18 protein-coding genes are annotated in these 20,947 nt (G+C 45.8%); 1 reads left to right on the top strand and 17 read right to left on the bottom strand.

Going from position 1 to position 20,947, the window contains the following annotated elements:
- Positions 1-82: 82 nt before the first annotated feature.
- The 17 genes from flhF to fliE form a co-directional block, all read right to left on the bottom strand.
- Entirely contained in the window at positions 83-1,489 is a 1,407-nt protein-coding gene (gene flhF / locus BMX05_RS02930; protein WP_093308470.1) for a flagellar biosynthesis GTPase FlhF, read from the bottom strand.
- A gap of 35 nt (positions 1,490-1,524) precedes the next feature.
- A complete protein-coding gene (flhA, locus tag BMX05_RS02925) occupies positions 1,525-3,654 on the bottom strand; it encodes a flagellar biosynthesis protein FlhA (protein WP_093308469.1) in 2,130 nt (709 codons plus the stop codon).
- Between the two features lie 126 nt (positions 3,655-3,780).
- Positions 3,781-4,929, bottom strand: a complete 1,149-nt coding sequence (flhB, locus tag BMX05_RS02920) for a flagellar biosynthesis protein FlhB (protein ID WP_093308468.1) — start codon at positions 4,927-4,929, stop codon at positions 3,781-3,783.
- 16 nt (positions 4,930-4,945) lie between these two features.
- Positions 4,946-5,743: a flagellar biosynthetic protein FliR gene (gene fliR / locus BMX05_RS02915; protein ID WP_093308467.1), complete on the bottom strand. Its 798-nt coding sequence runs from the start codon at positions 5,741-5,743 to the stop codon at positions 4,946-4,948.
- A gap of 5 nt (positions 5,744-5,748) precedes the next feature.
- Positions 5,749-6,018, bottom strand: coding sequence for a flagellar biosynthesis protein FliQ (gene fliQ / locus BMX05_RS02910; protein ID WP_093308466.1), 270 nt, complete (start codon positions 6,016-6,018; stop codon positions 5,749-5,751).
- 30 nt (positions 6,019-6,048) lie between these two features.
- Positions 6,049-6,825 (bottom strand): flagellar type III secretion system pore protein FliP, encoded by a 777-nt coding sequence (gene fliP, locus BMX05_RS02905; protein WP_093308465.1) that lies wholly within the window; start codon positions 6,823-6,825, stop codon positions 6,049-6,051.
- A gap of 14 nt (positions 6,826-6,839) precedes the next feature.
- The gene (locus BMX05_RS02900) at positions 6,840-7,415 is read right to left on the bottom strand and encodes a FliO/MopB family protein (RefSeq protein ID WP_218138969.1); all 576 of its coding nucleotides are present in this window, start codon (positions 7,413-7,415) and stop codon (positions 6,840-6,842) included.
- A 34-nt stretch (positions 7,416-7,449) separates the two neighbouring features.
- A complete protein-coding gene (fliN, locus tag BMX05_RS02895) occupies positions 7,450-7,995 on the bottom strand; it encodes a flagellar motor switch protein FliN (RefSeq protein ID WP_093308464.1) in 546 nt (181 codons plus the stop codon).
- 22 nt (positions 7,996-8,017) lie between these two features.
- Positions 8,018-8,992, bottom strand: coding sequence for a flagellar motor switch protein FliM (fliM, locus tag BMX05_RS02890; protein WP_093308463.1), 975 nt, complete (start codon positions 8,990-8,992; stop codon positions 8,018-8,020).
- Between the two features lie 100 nt (positions 8,993-9,092).
- Positions 9,093-9,602, bottom strand: a complete 510-nt coding sequence (locus BMX05_RS02885) for a flagellar basal body-associated FliL family protein (RefSeq protein ID WP_177166760.1) — start codon at positions 9,600-9,602, stop codon at positions 9,093-9,095.
- Positions 9,603-9,664: 62 nt separating this feature from the next.
- Complete coding sequence (locus tag BMX05_RS02880) at positions 9,665-11,662, bottom strand: flagellar hook-length control protein FliK (RefSeq protein WP_093308461.1); 1,998 nt, start codon at positions 11,660-11,662, stop codon at positions 9,665-9,667.
- Between the two features lie 152 nt (positions 11,663-11,814).
- Positions 11,815-12,291, bottom strand: coding sequence for a flagellar export protein FliJ (fliJ, locus tag BMX05_RS02875; protein WP_093308460.1), 477 nt, complete (start codon positions 12,289-12,291; stop codon positions 11,815-11,817).
- 31 nt (positions 12,292-12,322) lie between these two features.
- Entirely contained in the window at positions 12,323-13,654 is a 1,332-nt protein-coding gene (gene fliI / locus BMX05_RS02870; protein ID WP_093308459.1) for a flagellar protein export ATPase FliI, read from the bottom strand.
- Between the two features lie 3 nt (positions 13,655-13,657).
- On the bottom strand, positions 13,658-15,646 hold the full coding sequence (locus BMX05_RS02865) for a flagellar assembly protein FliH (protein ID WP_177166759.1): 1,989 nt from the start codon (positions 15,644-15,646) through the stop codon (positions 13,658-13,660).
- A gap of 40 nt (positions 15,647-15,686) precedes the next feature.
- Entirely contained in the window at positions 15,687-16,703 is a 1,017-nt protein-coding gene (gene fliG, locus BMX05_RS02860) for a flagellar motor switch protein FliG (protein ID WP_093308457.1), read from the bottom strand.
- On the bottom strand, positions 16,696-18,456 hold the full coding sequence (fliF, locus tag BMX05_RS02855; protein WP_093308456.1) for a flagellar basal-body MS-ring/collar protein FliF: 1,761 nt from the start codon (positions 18,454-18,456) through the stop codon (positions 16,696-16,698). The genes fliG and fliF overlap by 8 nt, the downstream gene beginning before the upstream one ends.
- Positions 18,457-18,691: 235 nt before the next feature.
- Positions 18,692-19,096: a flagellar hook-basal body complex protein FliE gene (gene fliE / locus BMX05_RS02850; RefSeq protein WP_093308455.1), complete on the bottom strand. Its 405-nt coding sequence runs from the start codon at positions 19,094-19,096 to the stop codon at positions 18,692-18,694.
- Positions 19,097-19,801: 705 nt separating this feature from the next.
- Between fliE and BMX05_RS02845 the strand changes: the two genes are divergently transcribed.
- On the top strand, positions 19,802-20,938 hold the full coding sequence (locus BMX05_RS02845; RefSeq protein WP_177166758.1) for a GGDEF domain-containing protein: 1,137 nt from the start codon (positions 19,802-19,804) through the stop codon (positions 20,936-20,938).
- Positions 20,939-20,947: the final 9 nt, after the last annotated feature.

Raw genomic sequence — 20,947 nt, 5'->3', positions numbered from 1 at the left:
GGCTATTAAGGATCCAAGTATACCATCCACTTTAAGTATTATTCGCTACTTACGCACGCTTATCCCTGAATTTCTTAGGTGTTTAACGCCATTCACCCAAATCATCATCCAAAGCCTCAGGCAGCAAGCCTGCAAATGCGAGTGCTTTTTCTACTAATTTTGGGGCGCTTGCTACCTGAATATCTTCAGGAATACGCTGCCCATAAGTCCAGTAAGCTACTGGTAAGCGACGCTCACTCACTAAGCTTAAAACTTCCCCTAAACTGGTCGCTTCATCGGTTTTAGTTAAAATACATCCATTTAATCCGACCACCTTATAAGCTTCGTACGTCGCCTGTAAGACACCTGCTTGCGCGGTACAGGGCAAAACTAAAAAACGACGCACACGCACAGATTGGGTATCTAGCATCCCAAATTGGCTATGTAAGTTGGGATCTTTGTTATTAAGACCTGCTGTGTCAACCAACACCAAGGACTTGTTGCGTAAGCCTTTAAGCACAGTATCTAAAGTATTGGTTTCATCCACAACACGCACAGGGACACCCAGAATACGCCCAAAAGTTCTTAATTGCTCATAGGCCGCAATGCGGTAGCAGTCTGTGGTGACTAAGGCTAAAGCATCGGATCCATGGCGTAATACATAACGTGCAGCTAGCTTACCCAAGGTGGTCGTTTTACCCACACCCGTTGGCCCCATCAGCGCAAGCACACCACCACGCTCTGTGATTTCTTCATCCATCACTTGTACATCGCGTTCTAGCATATGCACTAGGTGTGACCAAGCCTCTGGCATTTCCCAGCTTTCATCAACGGCAGAAAGCTGCAATAAACGAGCACAATAATTCTCATTGACGCCCATTTGTAGCAAGCGCTGCCGCAACATGGCTTCTATAGGATGACGTAAACCTTGCTGCTCTCTTAATTGTTCTTTGAGCAAATCGCGTAAACTTTGAATCTCTTGTCGCATCGTTGATAAAATGCGCTCATCTAGTTTGGCCTGCTCACTTCTGACCGCTAGAGCGGCACCTTGTGCATAACCTTCTTGATAATCCTTAGGTTTTGCTAAAGCTTCTGGTTCAGAGTCTACACTGATAAAGGCTTCACCTGTGCGAATTTTTTCTTCTAAGTGACCTGTTTGATGCTGACGCGCCTGGCGCTGGAAAGTATTTTCTAGATTTTGTTTAGAAAATTTTGCACCTTGTAAAATTTTGCGACGTGCTTCATCCAGATGTCGCTGTAGTTTATTTGCGGAAGCTAAATCCCCTGTAGGCGTAGCCTCCTCGCCAAATTGCTGCAAGGCAAGCGCGGAAGTTAAAGGCTTTTTTGGCATTTGTTGTAATATTTCTTCGTCATAATCAATGCCAGTGGTGACTTCAATGCCTTGTTCTGTACGCTTTTGCCCCAAAATAATGGCTTCGTCGCCTAGTTCTTCGCGAATCATCCGCATCGCCTGACGCATATCAGATGCAACAAAACGTTTGACCCGCATCTTTTCGCCCCCTAACCCTTTCTTACACTAATCAATTATTGGCCTACCGTCGCTACGATAGTAATTTGTTTATTATCTGGAATCTCTTGATAGGACAACACATGCACGTTTTGAATACCATAACGCACAAAACGCGCCATTACAGGACGTATCGGTGCTGCCACGGCTAAAACAGCAGGGTTCCCCATCATTTCTTGTTCTTGCGCCACTTCAGCCAGTGACTGTTGCAAATTCTCAGCCATCGCAGGTTCTAGCATAAGTTGATCATTATTTGCCTGCCGACCATTTTGTGCCGCTTGTTGCACAGATTTTAACAAAACTTGTTCTAGCTGAGGTGCCAAGGTAATCACAGGAAGTTGATCACTAATACCACAGATGTTTTGCACGATAGAGCGTGATAAAGCAATACGCACTGCTGCAGTTAACTGGGTAGGATCTTTTGTCATATGCGCCGCATCGATCAAAGATTGAGCCACTGAGCGCATATCCCGCACAGGCACATGTTCGACTAAAAGGTTTTGTAGCACTTTAAGTAGCACGCTAAGGGAAATACTTTCAGGTACTAGCTGTTCTGCCAACTTAGGTGCATGTTGCGCCAGAATATCCAAGATTTTCTGCACTTCATCGTGTCCAATCAGCTCGTGCGCATAATCTTGCATAATTTGATTTAACTGAGTAGCAATCACAGTACTGGTATCAACCACTGTGTAACCTAGGGTCTGTGCCTCTTCACGCTGTGTAGGCAAGATCCATACAGCTTCTAACCCAAATGCTGGATCACGCCCACGAATCCCTTCTAATTGACCAAAAACTTGCCCTGGATTAATGGCCATTTCACGATCTGGATGCACTTCAGCATCAGCAACACTCACCCCTTTAAGCATAATGCGATAGGCATTAGGTGCTAGATCCAAGTTATCGCGAATGTGCACCGAAGGCATTAAAAAACCCAAATCTTGTGACAGCTTTTTACGTATTCCTTTGATACGCCCCAATAATTGGCCGCCTTGTGCGCGATCAACGAGAGGAATCAAACGATAACCTACCTCTAAACCAAGCAAATCCACAGGCGGTACATCATGCCAGCCCAACTCTTTCTGGTTAATGCTTTCTGGATCAGGGGGTGGCGGTGGCATACTTGCTTGTTGCTCCAAAGCCTTTTGCTCGGCCACTTCAGCATCTTGTTTTTGTTTCCAAATCCAATAGGCTCCACCACCAGTTAAAGCCGCTAAGCCAAGAAATGCCACATGCGGCATTCCTGGAATACTCCCCATCACCGCCATAATGGCTGCCGAAATACCCAAAGCACGTGGGGTAGCAAACATCTGCGAGGAAACTTGGCGACTAATCCCTTCAGAACTATTCACTCGTGTGACCATAATCGCAGCGGCAACCGAGAGTAATAACGAAGGAATTTGCGCAACCAAACCATCACCGATGGTCAACAAAACATATTTTTCCAAGGCGTCAGAAAACTCTAAATCATGCTGCAACATGCCGATGCCTAAACCACCGAGCACGTTGATGAACAAGATTAAAATCCCTGCCACCGCATCCCCACGCACAAACTTGCTCGCACCATCCATAGAGCCATAAAAATCTGCCTCAGCGGCAACTTCTTCACGGCGTGTACGCGCTTGATCTTGATCAATAAGGCCTGCGTTTAAGTCCGCGTCAATGGCCATTTGTTTACCTGGCATGGCATCCAAAGTAAAACGTGCGCTAACTTCAGAAATACGACCTGCACCCTTGGTGATCACCACAAAGTTAATAATCATTAAGATTAAAAACACCACCAAGCCAACAACATAGTTACCGCCGATCAAAACGGCACCAAAGGCCTCAATGACCTTACCTGCCGCATCGCCTCCCTCATGCCCATAAAGCAACACAACTCGCGTCGAGGCAACATTCAAGGCAAGACGAAATAAGGTGGCCACCAACAACATCGTGGGAAACACCGCAAAATCCAAAGGACGCAAAGCGTACACAGCCACCAAAAGCACAATAATCGAAAGTGCTATATTGAAGGTGAAAAAGATGTCGAGTAAAAACACGGGCACGGGCAAAGTCATCATGCCCAAAAGCACCAAGAGCATTAAAGGAATGCCCAGGTTACCATCAAAAACACGCCCAAGCGTGCTGGAAATCTGTGTACGATCCATCTTGCACCTAAGGTCAGAACGGGGGATAGCGCGCGCAGTATGCCAATTAACGGCACACAAATAAATGCTGTTTTTGGTCTCTGTGTTACTTAAGTGTAGTGTTTTGGCGTAGATACGAAACCTAGCCTAGGTTGACTCACCGGTTTGTTGAAATTCTTCTGGCACCTCAATCGCGGGTATTTTCCCTGGTGCTTTTGCTTTACCTGCACGGAATTGCTCGATGTGATGCACATAAGCTAAGACTTGTGCCACAGCCATATACAAGCCTTGCGGTATTTCTTCACCAATTTCCGTACTATAGTAAAGCGCCCGTGTTAAAGGAGGTGATTGCAATACAGGAATATCATACTCACGGGCAATCTCACGGATTTTTAACGCCAAATGATCAGGGCCTTTCGCAAGCAGGATAGGCGCTTGAAAGCTACCTTCTTCATATTTTAAAGCGACAGAATAGTGCGTCGGGTTGGTAATGACGACATCAGCATCTGGCACATCAGCCATCATACGCCTTTGCGACATTTCACGTTGCAATTGACGAATACGTCCCTTCACCTCAGGTTTACCCTCAGTGTTTTTCAGCTCATCTTTAACTTCCTGCAAAGTCATTTTTAGTTTTTCATTGAACTGATACACTTGGTAAGGTACATCGATGGCCACAATCAAAATCAAGGTGGTACTCATCCCTAAAAAGGCCCACAAAATTACATAAAGTGCATGTTTTAGTGCAGGTTCTAGCGGCTCATGCGCCATGGATAGCAAATCATTTTGAAAAGACATCAGCACGATCACAGATAAAGTCCCTACAACGGCCACTTTAGCAATCGCTTTGAGCAACTCTACCAACGAATTTTTAGAAAACATACGCTTTAATCCAGATAAAGGATTTAAGCGATTAAATTTAGGCATCAAGGCTTTTGTACTAAAAATAAAACCGCCCAACATAATGGGCGAAATCAACGCAATAAAAAATAATAAAATCAGAATCGGTCCGACAGCGATCAGGGTTTGCTTTAGCGAGTGTGTTAAACGCGCGAACATCATATCTGGGTCATAAATATGTGCACGCTCAATTGTAAAATTATATGCAAACATCTCCAAAAATTCTGCACTTAAATGGGTGCCAAATAACAGTAAAGCCCCCGCACCTACTACAAGCAGTAACATGGTGCCTAGTTCTTTTGATCGAGCCACCTCGCCTTTTTCACGCGCATCTCGCTTGCGCTTTTCGGTGGGTTCTTCGGTCTTTTCTTGACCTTCTTCGTTTTCTTGCGCCATTCGTACTCCGTGGAGATTAAGGCACCCCAAGCCATTGACGCATAAGGCCAAAAGCTTGACGCGAGAGTTGATCAAAATGCGGTAAAAGCTCGTGTGCAAGCACCCACACAGCCACTAAACCACCCAACATAGAAACAGGAAACCCCAAACTAAAAATATTCAGTTGGGGTGCAGCTCGCGTCATAACCCCAAAAGCTGCATTAATAATCAATAAAGCAGTAATTGCGGGTAAAGCCATTAATAACGAGGCCACAAATAACCAAGTACCTTGTTGTACAAGTAACCAAGTACTTTCACGTAGCGGGGCCGTTTCTCCAATAGGTAAAATACGGAAACTTTCTGCTAAAGTATCAAACATGACCAAATGGCCATTCATCGCTAAAAAAAGCAAATTAATACTAATCAGAAAAAACTGGCTTAATACAGTCACGTTAATACCATTAACCGGGTCCGCCATGGAAGCAAAACCTAAGCCCATTTGCATGGCGACCATTTGTCCTAAAAGAACAAAAATCTGGAATAAGAACTGTAACAAAGTGCCTAAAGAAATCCCAATCAGAATTTGTTGCGCAATCAATACCCAAGTATTCAGAGTTAAAGCCTGCATCTGTGGCATCGCAGGTAATGCAGGCATTAATGCAATCGTAAAAGCAACTGCAAGCCCTAAACGGATGCGTTGTGGCAAAGTTTGTGAAGATAAAATCGGTGCCACAAGAAAAAAGCCTGCGATACGAAAAAAAGGCCACAAAAAACTGCCCACCCAAGCACCAATCGCTTTATCATCTAAAGGCAATAAATCAGGTGGTAGAATCATATCAACTAGCCAATCACATAAGGCATATTAGTAATAAGGCTGGTGGAAAACTCCATCAGGCGTTTAATAATCCAGGGTCCAGCGATAATCAGTGCTAAAAGAGTCGCAAATAAACGGGGCAAAAAGCTTAAAGTTTGCTCATTAATTTGGGTTGCTGCTTGAAAAGTACTAATAATAAGACCCACTAGCAGACTAGGGATAATACTAATAGCGACAATCACAATAATGAGAAAGAGCGCCTCGCGCATCATATCTACAACTAATTCTGGTGACATCAGCCTTGCCCTCTCGCGCTCTAAAATTTTTTAGAATCCGTAGCTTGCTGCCAAAGTGCCTATCACCAAGGACCAGCCATCAATCAGTACAAACAGCATAATTTTAAAGGGTAAAGAAATAATAATAGGTGATAACATCATCATCCCCATCGCCATTAAAATACTTGCCACGACAAGATCTACGATGAGAAAAGGAATAAAGAGCATAAATCCCATTTGAAAGGCTGTTTTAAGCTCACTGGTTACAAAGGAAGGGACTAGGATAGTCAAGGGAATTTCTTCCTCAGTCGCAAACCCTTGATAACCACCAATATGTGCAAATGTGGTCAAATCTGATTCTCGTGTTTGTGCCAACATAAACTCACGTACAGGTATTTGTGCACGTTGCAAAGCAGTCAAGGAAGTAATTTCTTCATTTAAATAAGGTTGCAAGGCTTCGACATTAATACGTTCCCAAACCGGTGTCATAATAAAAAAGGTTAAAAATAGCGCCAACCCAACCAAAATTTGATTCGAAGGCGTTTGCTGTAAACCTATCGCTTGGCGCAAGATCGCAAACACCACCACAATGCGCGTAAAGGAAGTCATCATCATTAACATCGCTGGCAACAAAGTCAGCAAGGTCATAATGGTGAGAATTTGAATAGTCACCGAATAGGTCTGGGTCCCATCGGTATTTGGCGTCATTTTTAGGGCTTCGATATTTGGTGCAGCCCAAGCGGCTTGATCAGCAGCCAATACACCCAGTCCCAGCAGGAGCAAGGTAGAAATCGTTAAAATAAAATATTTGCCAGTACGCGCAGGCATGCTGGATTCCTTTATTAAGGCTTAGGCTTGAACGGTTGCACAGATGCCAACACTTTAGCAAATGAAGTCGGTGTCGCTGGTGCATCAGTCTCTGGATGAATCACAGGCTCTGCAAAGACATGCAAACATTGCACGCCTTGCTGTGGACTCAAAGCTAATAATATTTGCTGCTCACCTACTGCCAGTAACAATAGGCGTTCACGTGCTCCTAAAGGGTACACCGCCAAGGGGCGCATGATTTGGGAGTTTTGTGCTCCACCTAACCAAGCCAAAAGAAAAATAACCGCTAACACTGCCGCTAAGCCTAAAAAAACTTTAAGCACTTGATCTGTCAATTCGGCAGAGCTATAACCTGCACTCGATGCATTTGGCTGTGTTGCAGCCCCTTGGTCTGCATTGGCTGGCTCTAGATATACTTGCACTTCAGCAACAGCAGCAGGTGACTCAGGTTGATTTTGTCCATGCTGGTCTGTTTCCGCTGGCATATTAGCAGAGGCACGCACATCAACCGCAGAAACAAGAACCAGAATAAGAAAGGCAAGCAGTGCCCAATACACCTGATTTTTTTTAAGGTGAGACACTCGTTTCATAAGTGGTCGCTTGCCTCCTTCTTTGTTAAGTGCACTAGCGCAGACGTTTGATGCGCTCAGAAGGACTAACAACATCCGTTAAGCGAATACCAAATTTTTCATTGACCATGACCACTTCACCATGGGCAATCAAGGTACCATTGACTTTCACATCCAAAGGCTCACCAGCAAGACGATCTAGTTCAATCACAGAACCCTGGTTGAGTTGCAGCAAATTACGAATCGCAATCTCTGTACTCCCCACTTCCATCGAAATTGTCACAGGAATATCCATAATCACTTCTAAATTAGGATTATCTGGATCATATCCTGGCGAGCTATCTTCTAAATATTCTAAAGGGGCCGGTTGGATGTCATCTTCACTAATCGCATTGGGATCATCTGCAATACCGGCATCAATCTCGGCTTGCTCTTGCATCGCCGCGGCCCAATCATCCTCCGCACCGCCTGCATCGGCTTCAGCTTGTTCTTCCATTGCTGCTGCCCAATCATCTGCACCCGTATCTTCTTCCTCAAGTGCAGCCGCCCAATCATCTGCATCTGTTGCGGCGTTTTCGCCTTTGTTTGGATCGTCACTCATGCACGCATTTCCTTACCATTGATTAACGCTGTAACTTGATTTGTTCCATGATCTTCAGTGCTAGATACTCATCCGAGCGTCCCATTTTACACTTAAACGTCGGTACGCCATTTGCCAACAAGGTGACATGTTGCGGCATATCGATGGGAATGATATCGCCAGGCTCAAAATTCATCACATCCCTTAAAGTCACTTCACGCTCAACCACAGTGACATTAAGAGGAATGCGCGCTTCCATGACATCAGCACGCAAGGCACGCACCCAACGTTCATCAATATCATCTACGTCAGACTGCACCCCAGAATCCAATTCTTCACGCACAGGCTCTATCATGGAATAGGGCATGGTGATATGCATATCACCCCCCCCTCCATCAAGCTCAATATGGAAAGAGCTCACCACAACGACTTCACTCGGACTGACGATGTTAGCCATCGCAGGATTCACCTCAAAACCTATATATTCAAAGTTTAAAGGCAATACCGCGCTCCAAGCTTCCTTTAGATCAACAAAGACTTGCTCTAGGACTTTTTGTACGATACGTACTTCTGTTGGGGTAAACTCACGCCCTTCAATTTTAGCGTGACGCCCATCACCACCAAAAAAGTTATCCACCAGCTTAAATACAAGCTTGGCATCCATGACAAAAAGGGCGGTCCCTCTCAAAGGACGAATCTTGACCAAATTTAAGCTGGTAGGCACAAATAGCGTATGCACATATTCGCCAAACTTGACAATTTGTACCCCTGCAGCAGCAACGTGTGCACTACGACGTAGCAAGTTAAACAGACTGATGCGAGTATAGCGTGCAAAACGTTCATTAATCATTTCCAGCGTAGGCATACGCCCACGCACGATACGATCCTGGCTGGTGATATCGTAGGGTTGAATATCCCCAGTATCGTTTGAGGTTTCCGGTGCGGGGAGATCATCATCATCCACCCCGTGAAGAAGCACATCAATTTCGTCCTGCGAGAGAAGGTCTTGTGCACCCATACATCAATAATCCATCAAGCCAAAAACTTAAGGTTTATGCCACTTAGAAGATGCCAGATCGACTCTTTACCTAGCTCTTCAATTCCAGAAGCACTTGTATTTATTGCATCACAAAGTCAGTAAACAAGACTTCATCAATAGACACCTGCTCTTGCTGAACAACATTTTGCACGACTTGGGTAGCAGCTTGACGTAACTCTTCTTTTCCCTGTGGTGTTTGCAATGTTTTAAACTCTTGACTACTAAAGAGCATATTCAAATCATTTAGCACCCGCGGAAGATGGCGTTTCACGGCCTCTAACGCATCATCAGACTGAGCTTTTACTGCCAAACGTACTTGCATAAAACGCTGGCGCGCACTACCTGAAGCCGCTGCAAAAGGGGTCACAAAGGGCTTTTCAAAGCTATAGTATACAGAGGCGCTGGGCACAATTTGTGGTCCCTGGGCTGCTGCTGCGGATTCTTGTGGTAATAAATCATCTACAGGCACTTTATCTAAGAAAAACAAAGTGGCTGCAGCGGAGGCTGCTGCGACTAGAAGCACAATCACTACCACGATAATTAAGGTTTTCTTATTACTCTTTTTTTCGCCTAATTCATCATCTGCCATAACCGGTTGCCTTTTGTCGCCCATGGTCTAAGTCAAAACGCCTGCACAAGTACACAGGCTCACTATGCATAAAAATCCACTAAGCTTAAAGTACGCCTTGGTGTAGAGCTAGCAGTATTTTGCTGCATTTCTGTGGTTAAGTCGGCGTCACCATCTTGCTGATTTTGCGCAGCACGTGCTTGTTCTTCTTGTACCGCGCGTGCCAAAGCTGCCATCTGGCTTTCACCCTGGCTTTGATCCGACACATCCACATCGCCTAACTGAACGCCTTGCGTTTCTAGTAAATCTCTCAATTTATTGACCTGAGCTTCTAATGCCTCGCGGACCTGTGGATTTGCTGCATGAAAGCTGACATGTGCTTGATCTTGATTCAAACGGATGCGAATTTGCAAACTACCTAGCTCTGGTGGATCAAGGTGAATTTCTGCAAACTTCATCCCACGCGCTTGCATGACTGCAACACGTTCCGCTAGCACCTCATTCGCACCAGGTTGACCTGGTAAAGCTTGGCCTTGGTTGGGCAACATCGCCGTTGCTGCCAATGGGCGTGCAGATGTGTTCACCTGGCTGCCTAAACTAGCTGTCATCGCAGCCAACTCACCTAAGCTTGCAGCAGGGCTATTTGCTCCTGAGTTTGTACCTGTATTTAAGGCACTTTGCATACTTTTCAGCAGACTTTCTGTATTGGCAGCAGGCGCTGAGGTTTTTAACTGGTGTAGTACATCGCCTAAAGCCTCACGTAAACGCTCACTACCTGGCTCACGAACACTCGCAAGCAAAGCATCCATTTGCGCTTGCTCTTTCTGTTGCAAACCTCGGCTGTATTCTTGTAATACATTGTTTATTTGCTGTTTTTGTGCATCGAGCTGCACTTGAGCTTCACGGCTTAAAGCACGCCACTGCTGTACATAAGTGCTCACCTCAGTATCAAGTGCCCCTTCAGGATCTAGCGGCGTATTGGTCGCGTCTTGACGCACCAACTGATAGACCTGTATCTGCATTTGCAACAGATCTTGTCCTTCTAATCCAAGTGCTTGTAACTCTTGCTCAAAGCTCAATAGTGCTTGTGCGAGTGTACCTGTTTCTAGCTGATATTTACTTTCCAACTCCGCTAACAAACTTTGCAACTTGGCTTCTTGCTGCGCCAAAAAATCCGCATCAAATTGCTCTGGCTGTGCCTGTACCTGTAAGCCTGTCAGCATTTGTGCCAATAAGGCCTGTAAGTCTTGGCTTTCGATTTCAGCTAAGGGTTCACCTAGTAACAACTCTTGTATTTGAGTGCTTATTTCTTCTGGCAAGGCATTGAGTTGTTCAGTCAGTTCTGGACTTATTTGTACTTCTTCAGGGATCAGTTTTAACAACCAAGCTTTCACTTGGGTTTGTGTATTTTGTAATTCTTGCGCTAACTGATCCGTATCCTGTGATGCTGCCTGCGTACTCAGTTGCAACTGAATATCTAGAACTAGCTCATCTTCGGCTAATGTCTGTTCTTCTGTGGTGGTGGTTGTCATCGTCGACGCATCGGTTACGGCACCCTCTTTTATCACAGGAGTCTCTTTTACCGCACTTTCGTCGATTTCAGTTGCAGCATCGTCTTGTAGGCCAGACTGTGTTGCCCCTTGGCCTTCCTCTTGTTGCACTGATGAGGCTGGTGTTGTCTCTTCTTTTATCTCTTCCTTTGTCTCAGAGTGCGCAACGCCCGAGGTTTGCGACTTTGTTTCATCCATCGTGATTTTCGGATTGTTTTCCTTATCGAGAGATACCGTATTATTTTGCGTCTTTTCTTGTGGGTCCCCAGCCGTTGCGTGACTAGTCTTCTGCTCACGCACTTGGGTTTTTACTGTATGCACCTGTGCTTTTTTGGACTCAGTGTGTTCTGTCGTTTTGCTTTGAGGCGCCTGTGTGCTGGGTTTAGGCGTGTTGCTTGGTGCCTGATAACCTGCATTCGCTTGTGTTAACTGGCGCTGAAAAGAGATAGAAGTGCTTTGTGCACCTTGAGCTTGTGTATAATCTTGCTGTGATAAATTCAGTAAACGTGCTACTTGGCTAATCCCCTGCATAGCTTCATTCCCCCGCAAATGAGTGTACTTTGTGTATGCTGTACTTTGCTTATTAGGTGTCGAGGGAAGACCTTTTCCCTAAAAATCAATAGCCTAGTACTTAGGCTGTGAATATATCCAAACCTGTTTACAAGGCTCCCGCTACAACCTAGCTAGTTTGCGTCAATACGCGCTAACATGCGGCGTGCTGCTGCAATACATACAAGTTCATCGACCATTTTCTGCTCACGTTTAGCTGCTGCTACTTGTTCACGCTCTTGTGCTTTACGAATCACACTCTCAATCGCTTGCACGCGAGCACGACTTTTCATCCAATATTCACGTACTTGTTGCAATTGGCCTTCCACTTGGTCGATTTGGGCTTCTTGCTGACCAACGGCTTCATTGAGTCGGCTAATAAAATTCTGATATCTTAATAAAGAATAACGATTAAATACTTGATCCCCTTGCATCCGTTTGGCGATCACATTCTGGTGATAATCTTGCTCATATTCTTTTAACTGCTGCAAGGTTTGCTGTTCTTGGGTGATTTTTTGGTTTAAATACCCTAAAGCTTGTGCTGCTTCTTGCTCTTTGCGCAAGGCCATATCTAACACAGGACGTAAACGCTCAGATTCTGCCTTGGCCATTTTTACCCCCTTTTACACCCATGAATACCCGCTAAGCTTGCAATAAAGCCTCTAATTGATGCCAACTTTGGCGCAAAGGTACACTTGCATGCAAACTTTGGCGCAGAAAATCACGAATTTGTGGCATTTTCGCAATTGCAAAATCCGTTTCAGGATCTGAGCCTTGTGTATAAGCCCCGACATTAATTAGATCTCGGTTTTGTTGATAGCGGGCATAAATTTGCTTAAAACGATAAGCACGACGCAGGTGCGCTTCACTGACAATTTGTGGCATAGCACGACTAATTGAGGCTTCCACATCAATAGCAGGATAATGGCCTTCCTCAGCCAAACGCCGTGATAGCACCACATGGCCATCCAAAATAGCACGCGTGGCATCGGCAATCGGATCTTGTTGGTCATCCCCTTCCGTCAGGACGGTATAAAATGCCGTAATGGATCCGCCCCCTGCAGGCCCATTACCAGCACGCTCCACCAACTGCGGAATTTTCGCAAATACTGAAGGAGGGTAGCCTTTAGTTGCAGGTGGCTCACCAACTGCCAAAGATAATTCACGCTGTGCTTGTGCAAAACGCGTTAGTGAGTCCATCAATAAGAGCACATCCTTGCCTTGATCTCGGTAATACTCAGCGATACTGGTTGTCAGCATAGCCGCGCGCAAACGCATTAGTGGCGGATCATCCGCAGGGGAGGCAACCACGACCGAGCGGGCCATCCCTTCCGGCCCTAAAATATGCTCGATAAATTCTTTAACCTCGCGGCCCCGCTCACCAATGAGCCCTACAACAGTAATATCTGCGGAGGTAAATTTAGTCATCATCCCTAACAACATGGATTTACCCACACCACTACCGGCCATTAACCCCAAACGTTGACCACGGCCCACAGTAAACAAGGCATTAATCGCACAAATCCCCACATCCATAGGTTGGCTAATCGGATCACGCTGCAAAGGGTTAATGATTCGACCGTTTAAGCTCACATAATCATCAGCAATAAGCGGCCCAAGAGAATCCAAAGGCTGGCCACTACCATTAAGTACTCGCCCCAACAAGTGAAACCCCACAGGGACTTGTAAAGCTCTTTGGTTTGGGGTCACACGCGCCCCCGGACGCAAACCTTCTGCCAACCCAACAGGCATTAGGTATAAGCGATCGCCTGAAAAACCTACGACTTCAGCTTCAATTGGCTGCCCTGTAGCACTTTCAATATTGCAATAACTCCCTACAGGTAGGTTGCAACCTACAGCTTCTAGGGTAAGGCCTACCATGCGTACCAAACGGCCTTCAATTAAGGCTTTGGGTTTAACTGCATCTTGCAGCTGATAGGCTTTTAAGCGGTCCAGTAGGGGATTGTGCGCCACAAATTAGGGCTCCTTCGTTTGCTTATCATCAGTAAATAACTGTTCTAAGTCCAAATCATCCCACTGGGCTGCTTCTGGGTTGAGTTGACTTTGTACCTGTTCTAGCTTGGCCTTATCCGTATCTTCGCTGGTTTTAGCTTTTTCCAGCGGGGTATTTTCTTCGGCTTCGAAAGCACTTAAATCCAAGGCTTCATCTAAAGGCACTGCTTGTTCTTCTTCATCCGGAAGATAACGATCTTCAATCACAGCTGCATTCGTCGCTAGTTTTTGCTCAGCACTTGGTGCCTGTGGTTCCCACAAATGCTCTGCATCCTGTAAGCCTGGCCAAGTTTGCAAAGGTTCTAAGTCTTCTAAACTCGCGTAAGACGCAGGCTCTAACGGCATGGAAGGTGTCGGTTCCAAGCTTTCTGCAGGCGGTAAAGGCGGTACTTCGCCTAAAACCGCAGTATCTAAAGGTTCAATATCTTCAGGCCAAGCGCCTGTCCGTGTATCTGGCATGAGATCATCCTTCTCCAAAGGCTCTATCGCCTGATTTTCTGGTACTTCTTCAGGCATATCAGATGGCAAAGCGTCCTCTACAGCTTGTGCAGAAGCCTCGTCCGCAAGCGACGGCGTCTCTTCCACAGAGGATGTAGAGGCCGTTTCTTCAGGCATCTCTTCTACTTGAGTCGCCCTATCCTCTTCAAGTGCTTGTTCAAGCTCAGCAGTAGGCTGATCTTGACATTGATTTTCTGGCTGCTGGGTATCAAGCGGTTCCGACGAGACTTCAGCGGTTTCCAAGATGTCAGATGAGACTGCCTCTGGTGTCTCTGATGTATCGGATATCGCTTCATCTGCTGCACTCATATCGGAACTTGGTGCAACATCCGTCGTTTCTGCAACGTCTTCTTGTTGATCTTTTTCTTGTGTCTCAGTGGCTTGCTCGACTTCAGGGCCAACAGCTACTGAAGTTTCAGCGTCCAGCATCTCATCATCTTCAATTTGCCAATTCGCTTTCGCGACAAAAGGCCCTTGCCGCAAAGCACGCAAGGCTTTTAACTCTTGCGACAAGTCTTGCAGATCATCAATCACAGGCACAACATCTTGCCATTCCAAAGCTTGTGCGGGTGAACTAGATACCTGCGCCTGTGCTTCTGCAGGCAAGTAAGCTTCCTCCCACGCATCCAAATCTTCTTGTGGATGCGGTTGTGGTAGGGCTTGGCTATAACGCTTTTCTACCGCAAGGCGCAAAATATCTTGAAAGCGACGCTCAAAAGTATAGTCAACTAAGCTATTTTGCGTTTCCACTCGGCAACCGCCTGGGGTCATATTCTCATCGGCAAAAACGCGGCACGCCTCAGGAACTCCCGCACAAGCTTCACCAGCAAGCTCAATATCTTCCGGATGGACATACACAAATAAGCGTTCTGACATCGGTGGCAAAGCCTGAATCGCTTCGCGCACTATCATCAGTAGGTGGCGACGGTTAATACTGAGCTCACGCAGCAAGATCGCCTGACACAGCATTTGCACCAAACTAAGTAAGACTTCTTCTAATTCATCATCTTGACGTGCCAAAGGCTCACGTAAATGTTGAATCAAATGCTGTAGACGACTTTTAATTTGATCTAACTGCTCTTGCCCCTGATTTAACCCTTCTTGAATCCCTTCTTGTATCCCTTGTTCTAACCCTTGCGTATGGCCTGCTTGCTGGCCTTGAGCAAATCCATCTTGGTAGCCTTGCTCCAAACCTGCTTGTTGACCTTGAGTAAAGCCTTCTTGATAGGCTTGCTCACGAATCTGTGCCAATTCTTGCTCACGTGCAAGGCGGGCTTGTGCCGCTTTTTCTGCGGCAATTTCTTCTGGTGTAGGTTCGGGTGTCGCTGCTTCCTCTTGTTGTTCGGCTTGCTCAATTTCTTGCAAACGCTCACGAATACGCCGGTTGATCCCTGTTAAATCAGGCATCTCCCAGCGTTGGTAATCCGCTTTATCAGCAGCGGGAATCCTTGACATGCGATTTTTCATTTGCAAGTTACCTAAGCAACGCTAAGGACTAGATCATCTGATCGCTGCCTGATCCTAGGCTGATCGTGCCTTCATCAGCCAAACGACGTGCAACAGCGAGAATTTCTTTTTGTGAGATTTCTACCTCACTGACTTTGACAGGTCCTTGTGCTTCTAGGTCATCACGTAAGAGTTCAGAGGCACGCTTAGACATATTCTTAAAGATTTTTTCTTGTACGCGTACATCTGCGCCTTTCAGTGCCAACACCAAGGTTTCTGGCTGGATCTCACGCAGCAAGGTTTGCAAGTCGCGATCATCCACATCGACCAGGTTATCAAAGACAAACATCAGATCAGCGATTTCCTCAGCCAAGGCTTCATCCACCTCTTTAATCGCATCCATCAATTCGCCTTCAACTGAACCTTCCACATTGTTCATGATATTGGCAACCACTTTCACCCCACCCATGCTGGTGGTTTGCGTACCACTGGAACCTGAGAACTGCTTCTCTAAAATATCGTTAAGTTCTTGCAATGCTTGTGGCTGCACAGACTCAAGTGCTGCCACCCTGAGCATGACATCTAAACGCACTTTAGGATCAAAGAATTTAAGCACTTCCGCCGATTGATCCGCATCCAAATAAGAAAGCACAATCGCCTGAATCTGCGGGTGCTCATAGCGGATAATGTCAGCGATTGCCCGCGACTCCATCCATTTGAGCGTATCCAAGCCTGTGGTATTACCGCCAAGCAAAATCCGGTCAATTAAGCCATTGGCTTTATCTTCCCCTAGTGCCTCGGTCAGCATCTTACGAATATAATTATCCGCACCTACGCCTAACCCAGTTTGATCGCCCACAGATTCTAAAAAGTCGCTGAGCACTTCTTCCACTTGAACACGACTGACGTTTTTCAGCTGTGACATGGCCGTGCCGATACTTTGTACTTCTTTAGGCCCCATATGCTTGAGCACTTGGGCTGCATCAGATTCACCCAAGGTCAACATGAGAATGGCCGCCCGCTCCACCGGAGCTAGGTGGCTGGAGTAGCTATCATCATCACTCATCGGAATTCAACCACTGTCTGACTACTTGGGCCACACGGCCAGGATCTTCAGCTATTAGCGAACGAATAGCATTTAACTGACGTTCGTAAGAATCGCTTGGTGGTGCCAATAAAGGATCATCTGAAGCACTTAAGGTGACTTGATCATCACTTAAATCACTGTCGATTGCAGGAATCGCTTCCAGTTCAGCCTCTTCCAAATCCTTGTTATCGGCAGCACTGGCGAGATTGCGCAAGATAGGCCGAAGGACACCAAAGATAAGAATCAAAATGAAAAGGCCAGCAAGCACTTGCTTGGCTAGATCCCAGAACCAAGGTTGTTCCCAAATGGGAATATCAGGCAATAAGTTATCTTGTGAGTCCACAAAAGGCGTGTTAATCACACTTACACTATCACCCCGTGAGGCACGATAACCCACCGCATCTTGCACCAGCTGCGTTAAACGCTGTAACTCGTTTTCATCCCACGGACGACGATCGGCACCAGCCTCACCGCCTTCTTCTGTCACTGGCAAGCGCACTATCATATCATCGACCACCACAGCAACACTCAGCCGCTGGGTGCGTCCCACCTGATTACGAGTGTAACTGAGCGTACGATCTAACTCATAGTTTCTGGTGGTTTGCGATTTAGTATTGAGCGGATCACCCTCACCACCACCTGCGCCATTACCTGCGATCTCAGGCGCTTCTCCCGTGCGAGGTGGCTGATTAGATAAAGCTCCTGGAATCCCTTGCGGACCAAAATCCCCATTACGTCTTTCTGTCAGCAGTTGTTCAGAACGCACTGCAGGCAAATCCGGATTAAACTGCTCTTCGCTCTGCTCGACTTGCGTAAAGTCAATATCAACAGAAACCGCCGCTTGGAAACGTCCTGCACCTACAATAGGCTCTAATAAATTGCGCACTCTTTCAGTTAAAGTCTGCTCAACTTTGCGCACATATTCCAACTGGCGTTGCATTTCTTGGTCAAGCGAATCCTTTTTATCCAGCAAGCCAGACAACAAATTCCCATTTTGATCCACCAAGGTAACCTCAGTAGGATTCATCTCAGGTACGCTGGAGGCGACCAAATTTACAATAGAATTGGCTTGCGCTTTATCTAAGCCTTGACTGCCACTCAAAGTCAAAAACACGGAAGCAGAAGGCTTACGCTGATCACGCAAAAACACAGACTGTTTAGGAATGGCCAAATGTACCCGCGCATGGCGTACAGATTTCAAGCTAGAAATAGTACGTGCTAGTTCACCTTCTAAACTACGTCGATAGCGCGCAGTTTCCATAAACTGGCTGGTGCCTAGCGCTTGTTCTTGATCCAGAAGCTCATAACCGAGCATATCGGTTTTACCCAGATCTGCCGCAGCCACTTTCATGCGGGCGTTGTAAATCTGGTCAGCAGGTACAAGCAAGGCGCCACTGTTGGGATCAACCTTGTATTCAATCTGGTTAGTTTCCAGAATTTCCATGATAGACGCTGAATTTAAATCATTGTTCAAGCTACTCAGTAGCGGGCGATAATTTTCTTCTTGCGACCACATGACCACTGCAAAACCAATCGCGATACTTGCAGCAAATCCAAAAAGCAACCCAGCTTGACGAAGAATGTCTAAGCGATTGAAGCCATCCAAAACTTTAAACGCAGGGGGTTCTTTCTTATTTGAGCCAGAAGCACCTGCGTTATTAGTCTCAGTCGTCTTGTCCTGCGCGGCACTGTTTTGAGCTTCATTTTCAGCTTTTACCGGCGGATTTTCCATTCAATTACCCTAATCAGTCATAGGTATTCAGCAGCCTAAGTGCATGCTTAGCTTAGGTAAGTAGCCCCTCGCTCTAGCTTAAATGTGCCTTATACTAACCGATTGATATTCGAGTGAACATCTTTAGCACGCGCCTTTTAAGCCTTGCTTGGGATGATTTTAGGTTCTTGCCCTTAAGCAGGCGCCTATTTGTCTTCAGTAAGTCATTTGCTTACAAATTGATATCTATCTGATATTAAATTGGCATCCGCATGACTTCTTGATAAGCACTGACGAGGCGGTTTCTTACTTGACTCATGGCTTCAAAACTAACACTAGATTTTTGTGCAGCAATCATCACATTGACAATATCAACATCTGGATCACCTAACTCATAACGCGTCCGCAAATCTCCGGCTTCTTTTTGCAAGTCATTCACATTATTAATTGCTTGCTTTAACATGCTTGCAAAAGAAGGGGCTTGGCTTGCTTGCACTTGGGTCAGATCAGCTTGCAACCCACCTTCTTGCGTTGATTTTAACGCATCAACCAAGCCTGGGCCTGTGGGTGTTGGCAATGCTTGTGGGGGTTCGGGGCGCAATTGAGTTTGTTGGGCGCGGATTTGCGCAACTACCGCATGAATATCGGCTCGTTCTATCATGGTTTATCTCTCCACAGCTTGAATCCATTCACCTTTGCTGATACTAGTAAATTGATAATACGCTACCTTTTATGGGGTTAAATACAAGGCATTGTACAGGGCTAGGATGACAAAACACCACAGCCAATATTCTGCAGATGCAAAATTCTTACCGCTTATTGCCAACCTAGGTTATTGATGCAAAATATAGGCTTGTTATTTCAGCAAAAATCCGGCTAGAATCCCTTAGATGTTTTAATTAGGCCTACTCTACCTGATACCAAGACTTGTCCCTAGCAAGATTCTATATCAGGATGTGAATCTTAATACCAATCTGTGACTTTACTTAGACTTTATACCTGACTCGTTTACATTTACCTGCAGTAGATACCTAGGCTAGGTATTTTTGTACACTTTACTCACCAAAACCATATTCGTCAGCCCCCTGTAGTCGCTCATTTTTTTAGGTACAGTGACCAGAAAGACAATCAATTCTGCCGCAAAATCTACCTAACCATACAGGTCTATACACGCTAAAGCTTGTTTTTTCTTGCCAGCTTAATACACTCACTCAAACCCTTTGCTGTCGCTTGGGACATAAAGTAAGGACGCTGTTTGAAGGTTTAAGGATGCCAGCTTTTCGATGAAACAAGCTCAAGCGACCGTGCTGACATCTATTATCTTCTAGTCGATTGAGCTTGTACCTGCTTTATGGCCAATAACCTGATGGCTTTTCTGTTTCAACCTTTATTACATGTGCTGTTAGGCATAGGCTTTTTCGCGCTTTTATTATTAGGCGGGTTGAGTTATCGAGGGCGCCGTTTGCATCGACGCAAAACACTGGATCAAGCCGCTTACACTTGGCAGCAAGTTTGGAAACACGCGCCTTGCGCTCTGGCTATTGCTGATCGCAACGGCACCCTTATCCAAGCAAATACCTTATTCACGCACTGGCTACAATATAGAGAGCAAGACCTGATTGGACGCAACTTCCGTGAAATTACCCATGCAGATGACATTTATCATGAAAGTCAATTGCTAAAAGAATTGATACGTGGGCAGCGTGAACGTTACCGTATGGAAAAACGCTTTCTACGTAAAGATGGTAGTTATTTATGGGTTGATATGGTCATCACGCCCTGTACTTATGAAGATGCTGTACCACACCGTTTTATTGCCTTGATACAGGATATTAGCCAATACAAACACCAACAAGATCAACTCCAACTCCTGCAAGAAAGAGACCCTGTCACCTTATTAGCCAATCAACGCCAATTTGAACAAAGCCTGTATGAATATTGGCAACATCATGCTTTTCTTGGCCAACCTATCAGTCTTATCCTTATGGATTTGGATGCTTTCAAAGGCTACAACGATTTTTATGGCATGCCTGCAGGGGATCGTTGCTTGCAAGAAGTTGCTTATTTACTTGAACAACAAATGCGTGCATTTCCAATCCAAAGTGCGTTATTAGCGCGTTTAGGCGGCGCCGAGTTTGCTTTTTTACTGCCGGCACATGCATTGGAACAAGCTTTGGCATATGCACAAACTTTAAGGCAAGCCTTACTGGAGTTGGGATTACCTCATGAGAACCGTCCTGATGTGCCTTGGGTAACTGCAAGTTTTGGCGTTGCCTGTTTAAGCGCACAGACTCAATACGGGGTTTCTGATCTATTACGCCAAGCACGTTTGGCCTTATATCAAGCCAAGGCAGACGGGCGCAACCGTGTAGCCAGTGCTTCCTTACATTGGCAACATCGCTTGGTTAACAAATCCTCCGGTTTACATCACTTAAGTACGCAAGTGGCGATTTCAAAACCGCACATTTCACAAGTACACCAAGACAGACAAGCCAAGGCTTGACAAGCCCAT

It is taken from the genome of Allopseudospirillum japonicum, from assembly GCF_900108915.1.
Classification (GTDB): Bacteria; Pseudomonadota; Gammaproteobacteria; order Pseudomonadales; family Halomonadaceae; genus Pseudospirillum; species Pseudospirillum japonicum.
This window is presented reverse-complemented; position numbering and strand designations above follow the sequence as displayed.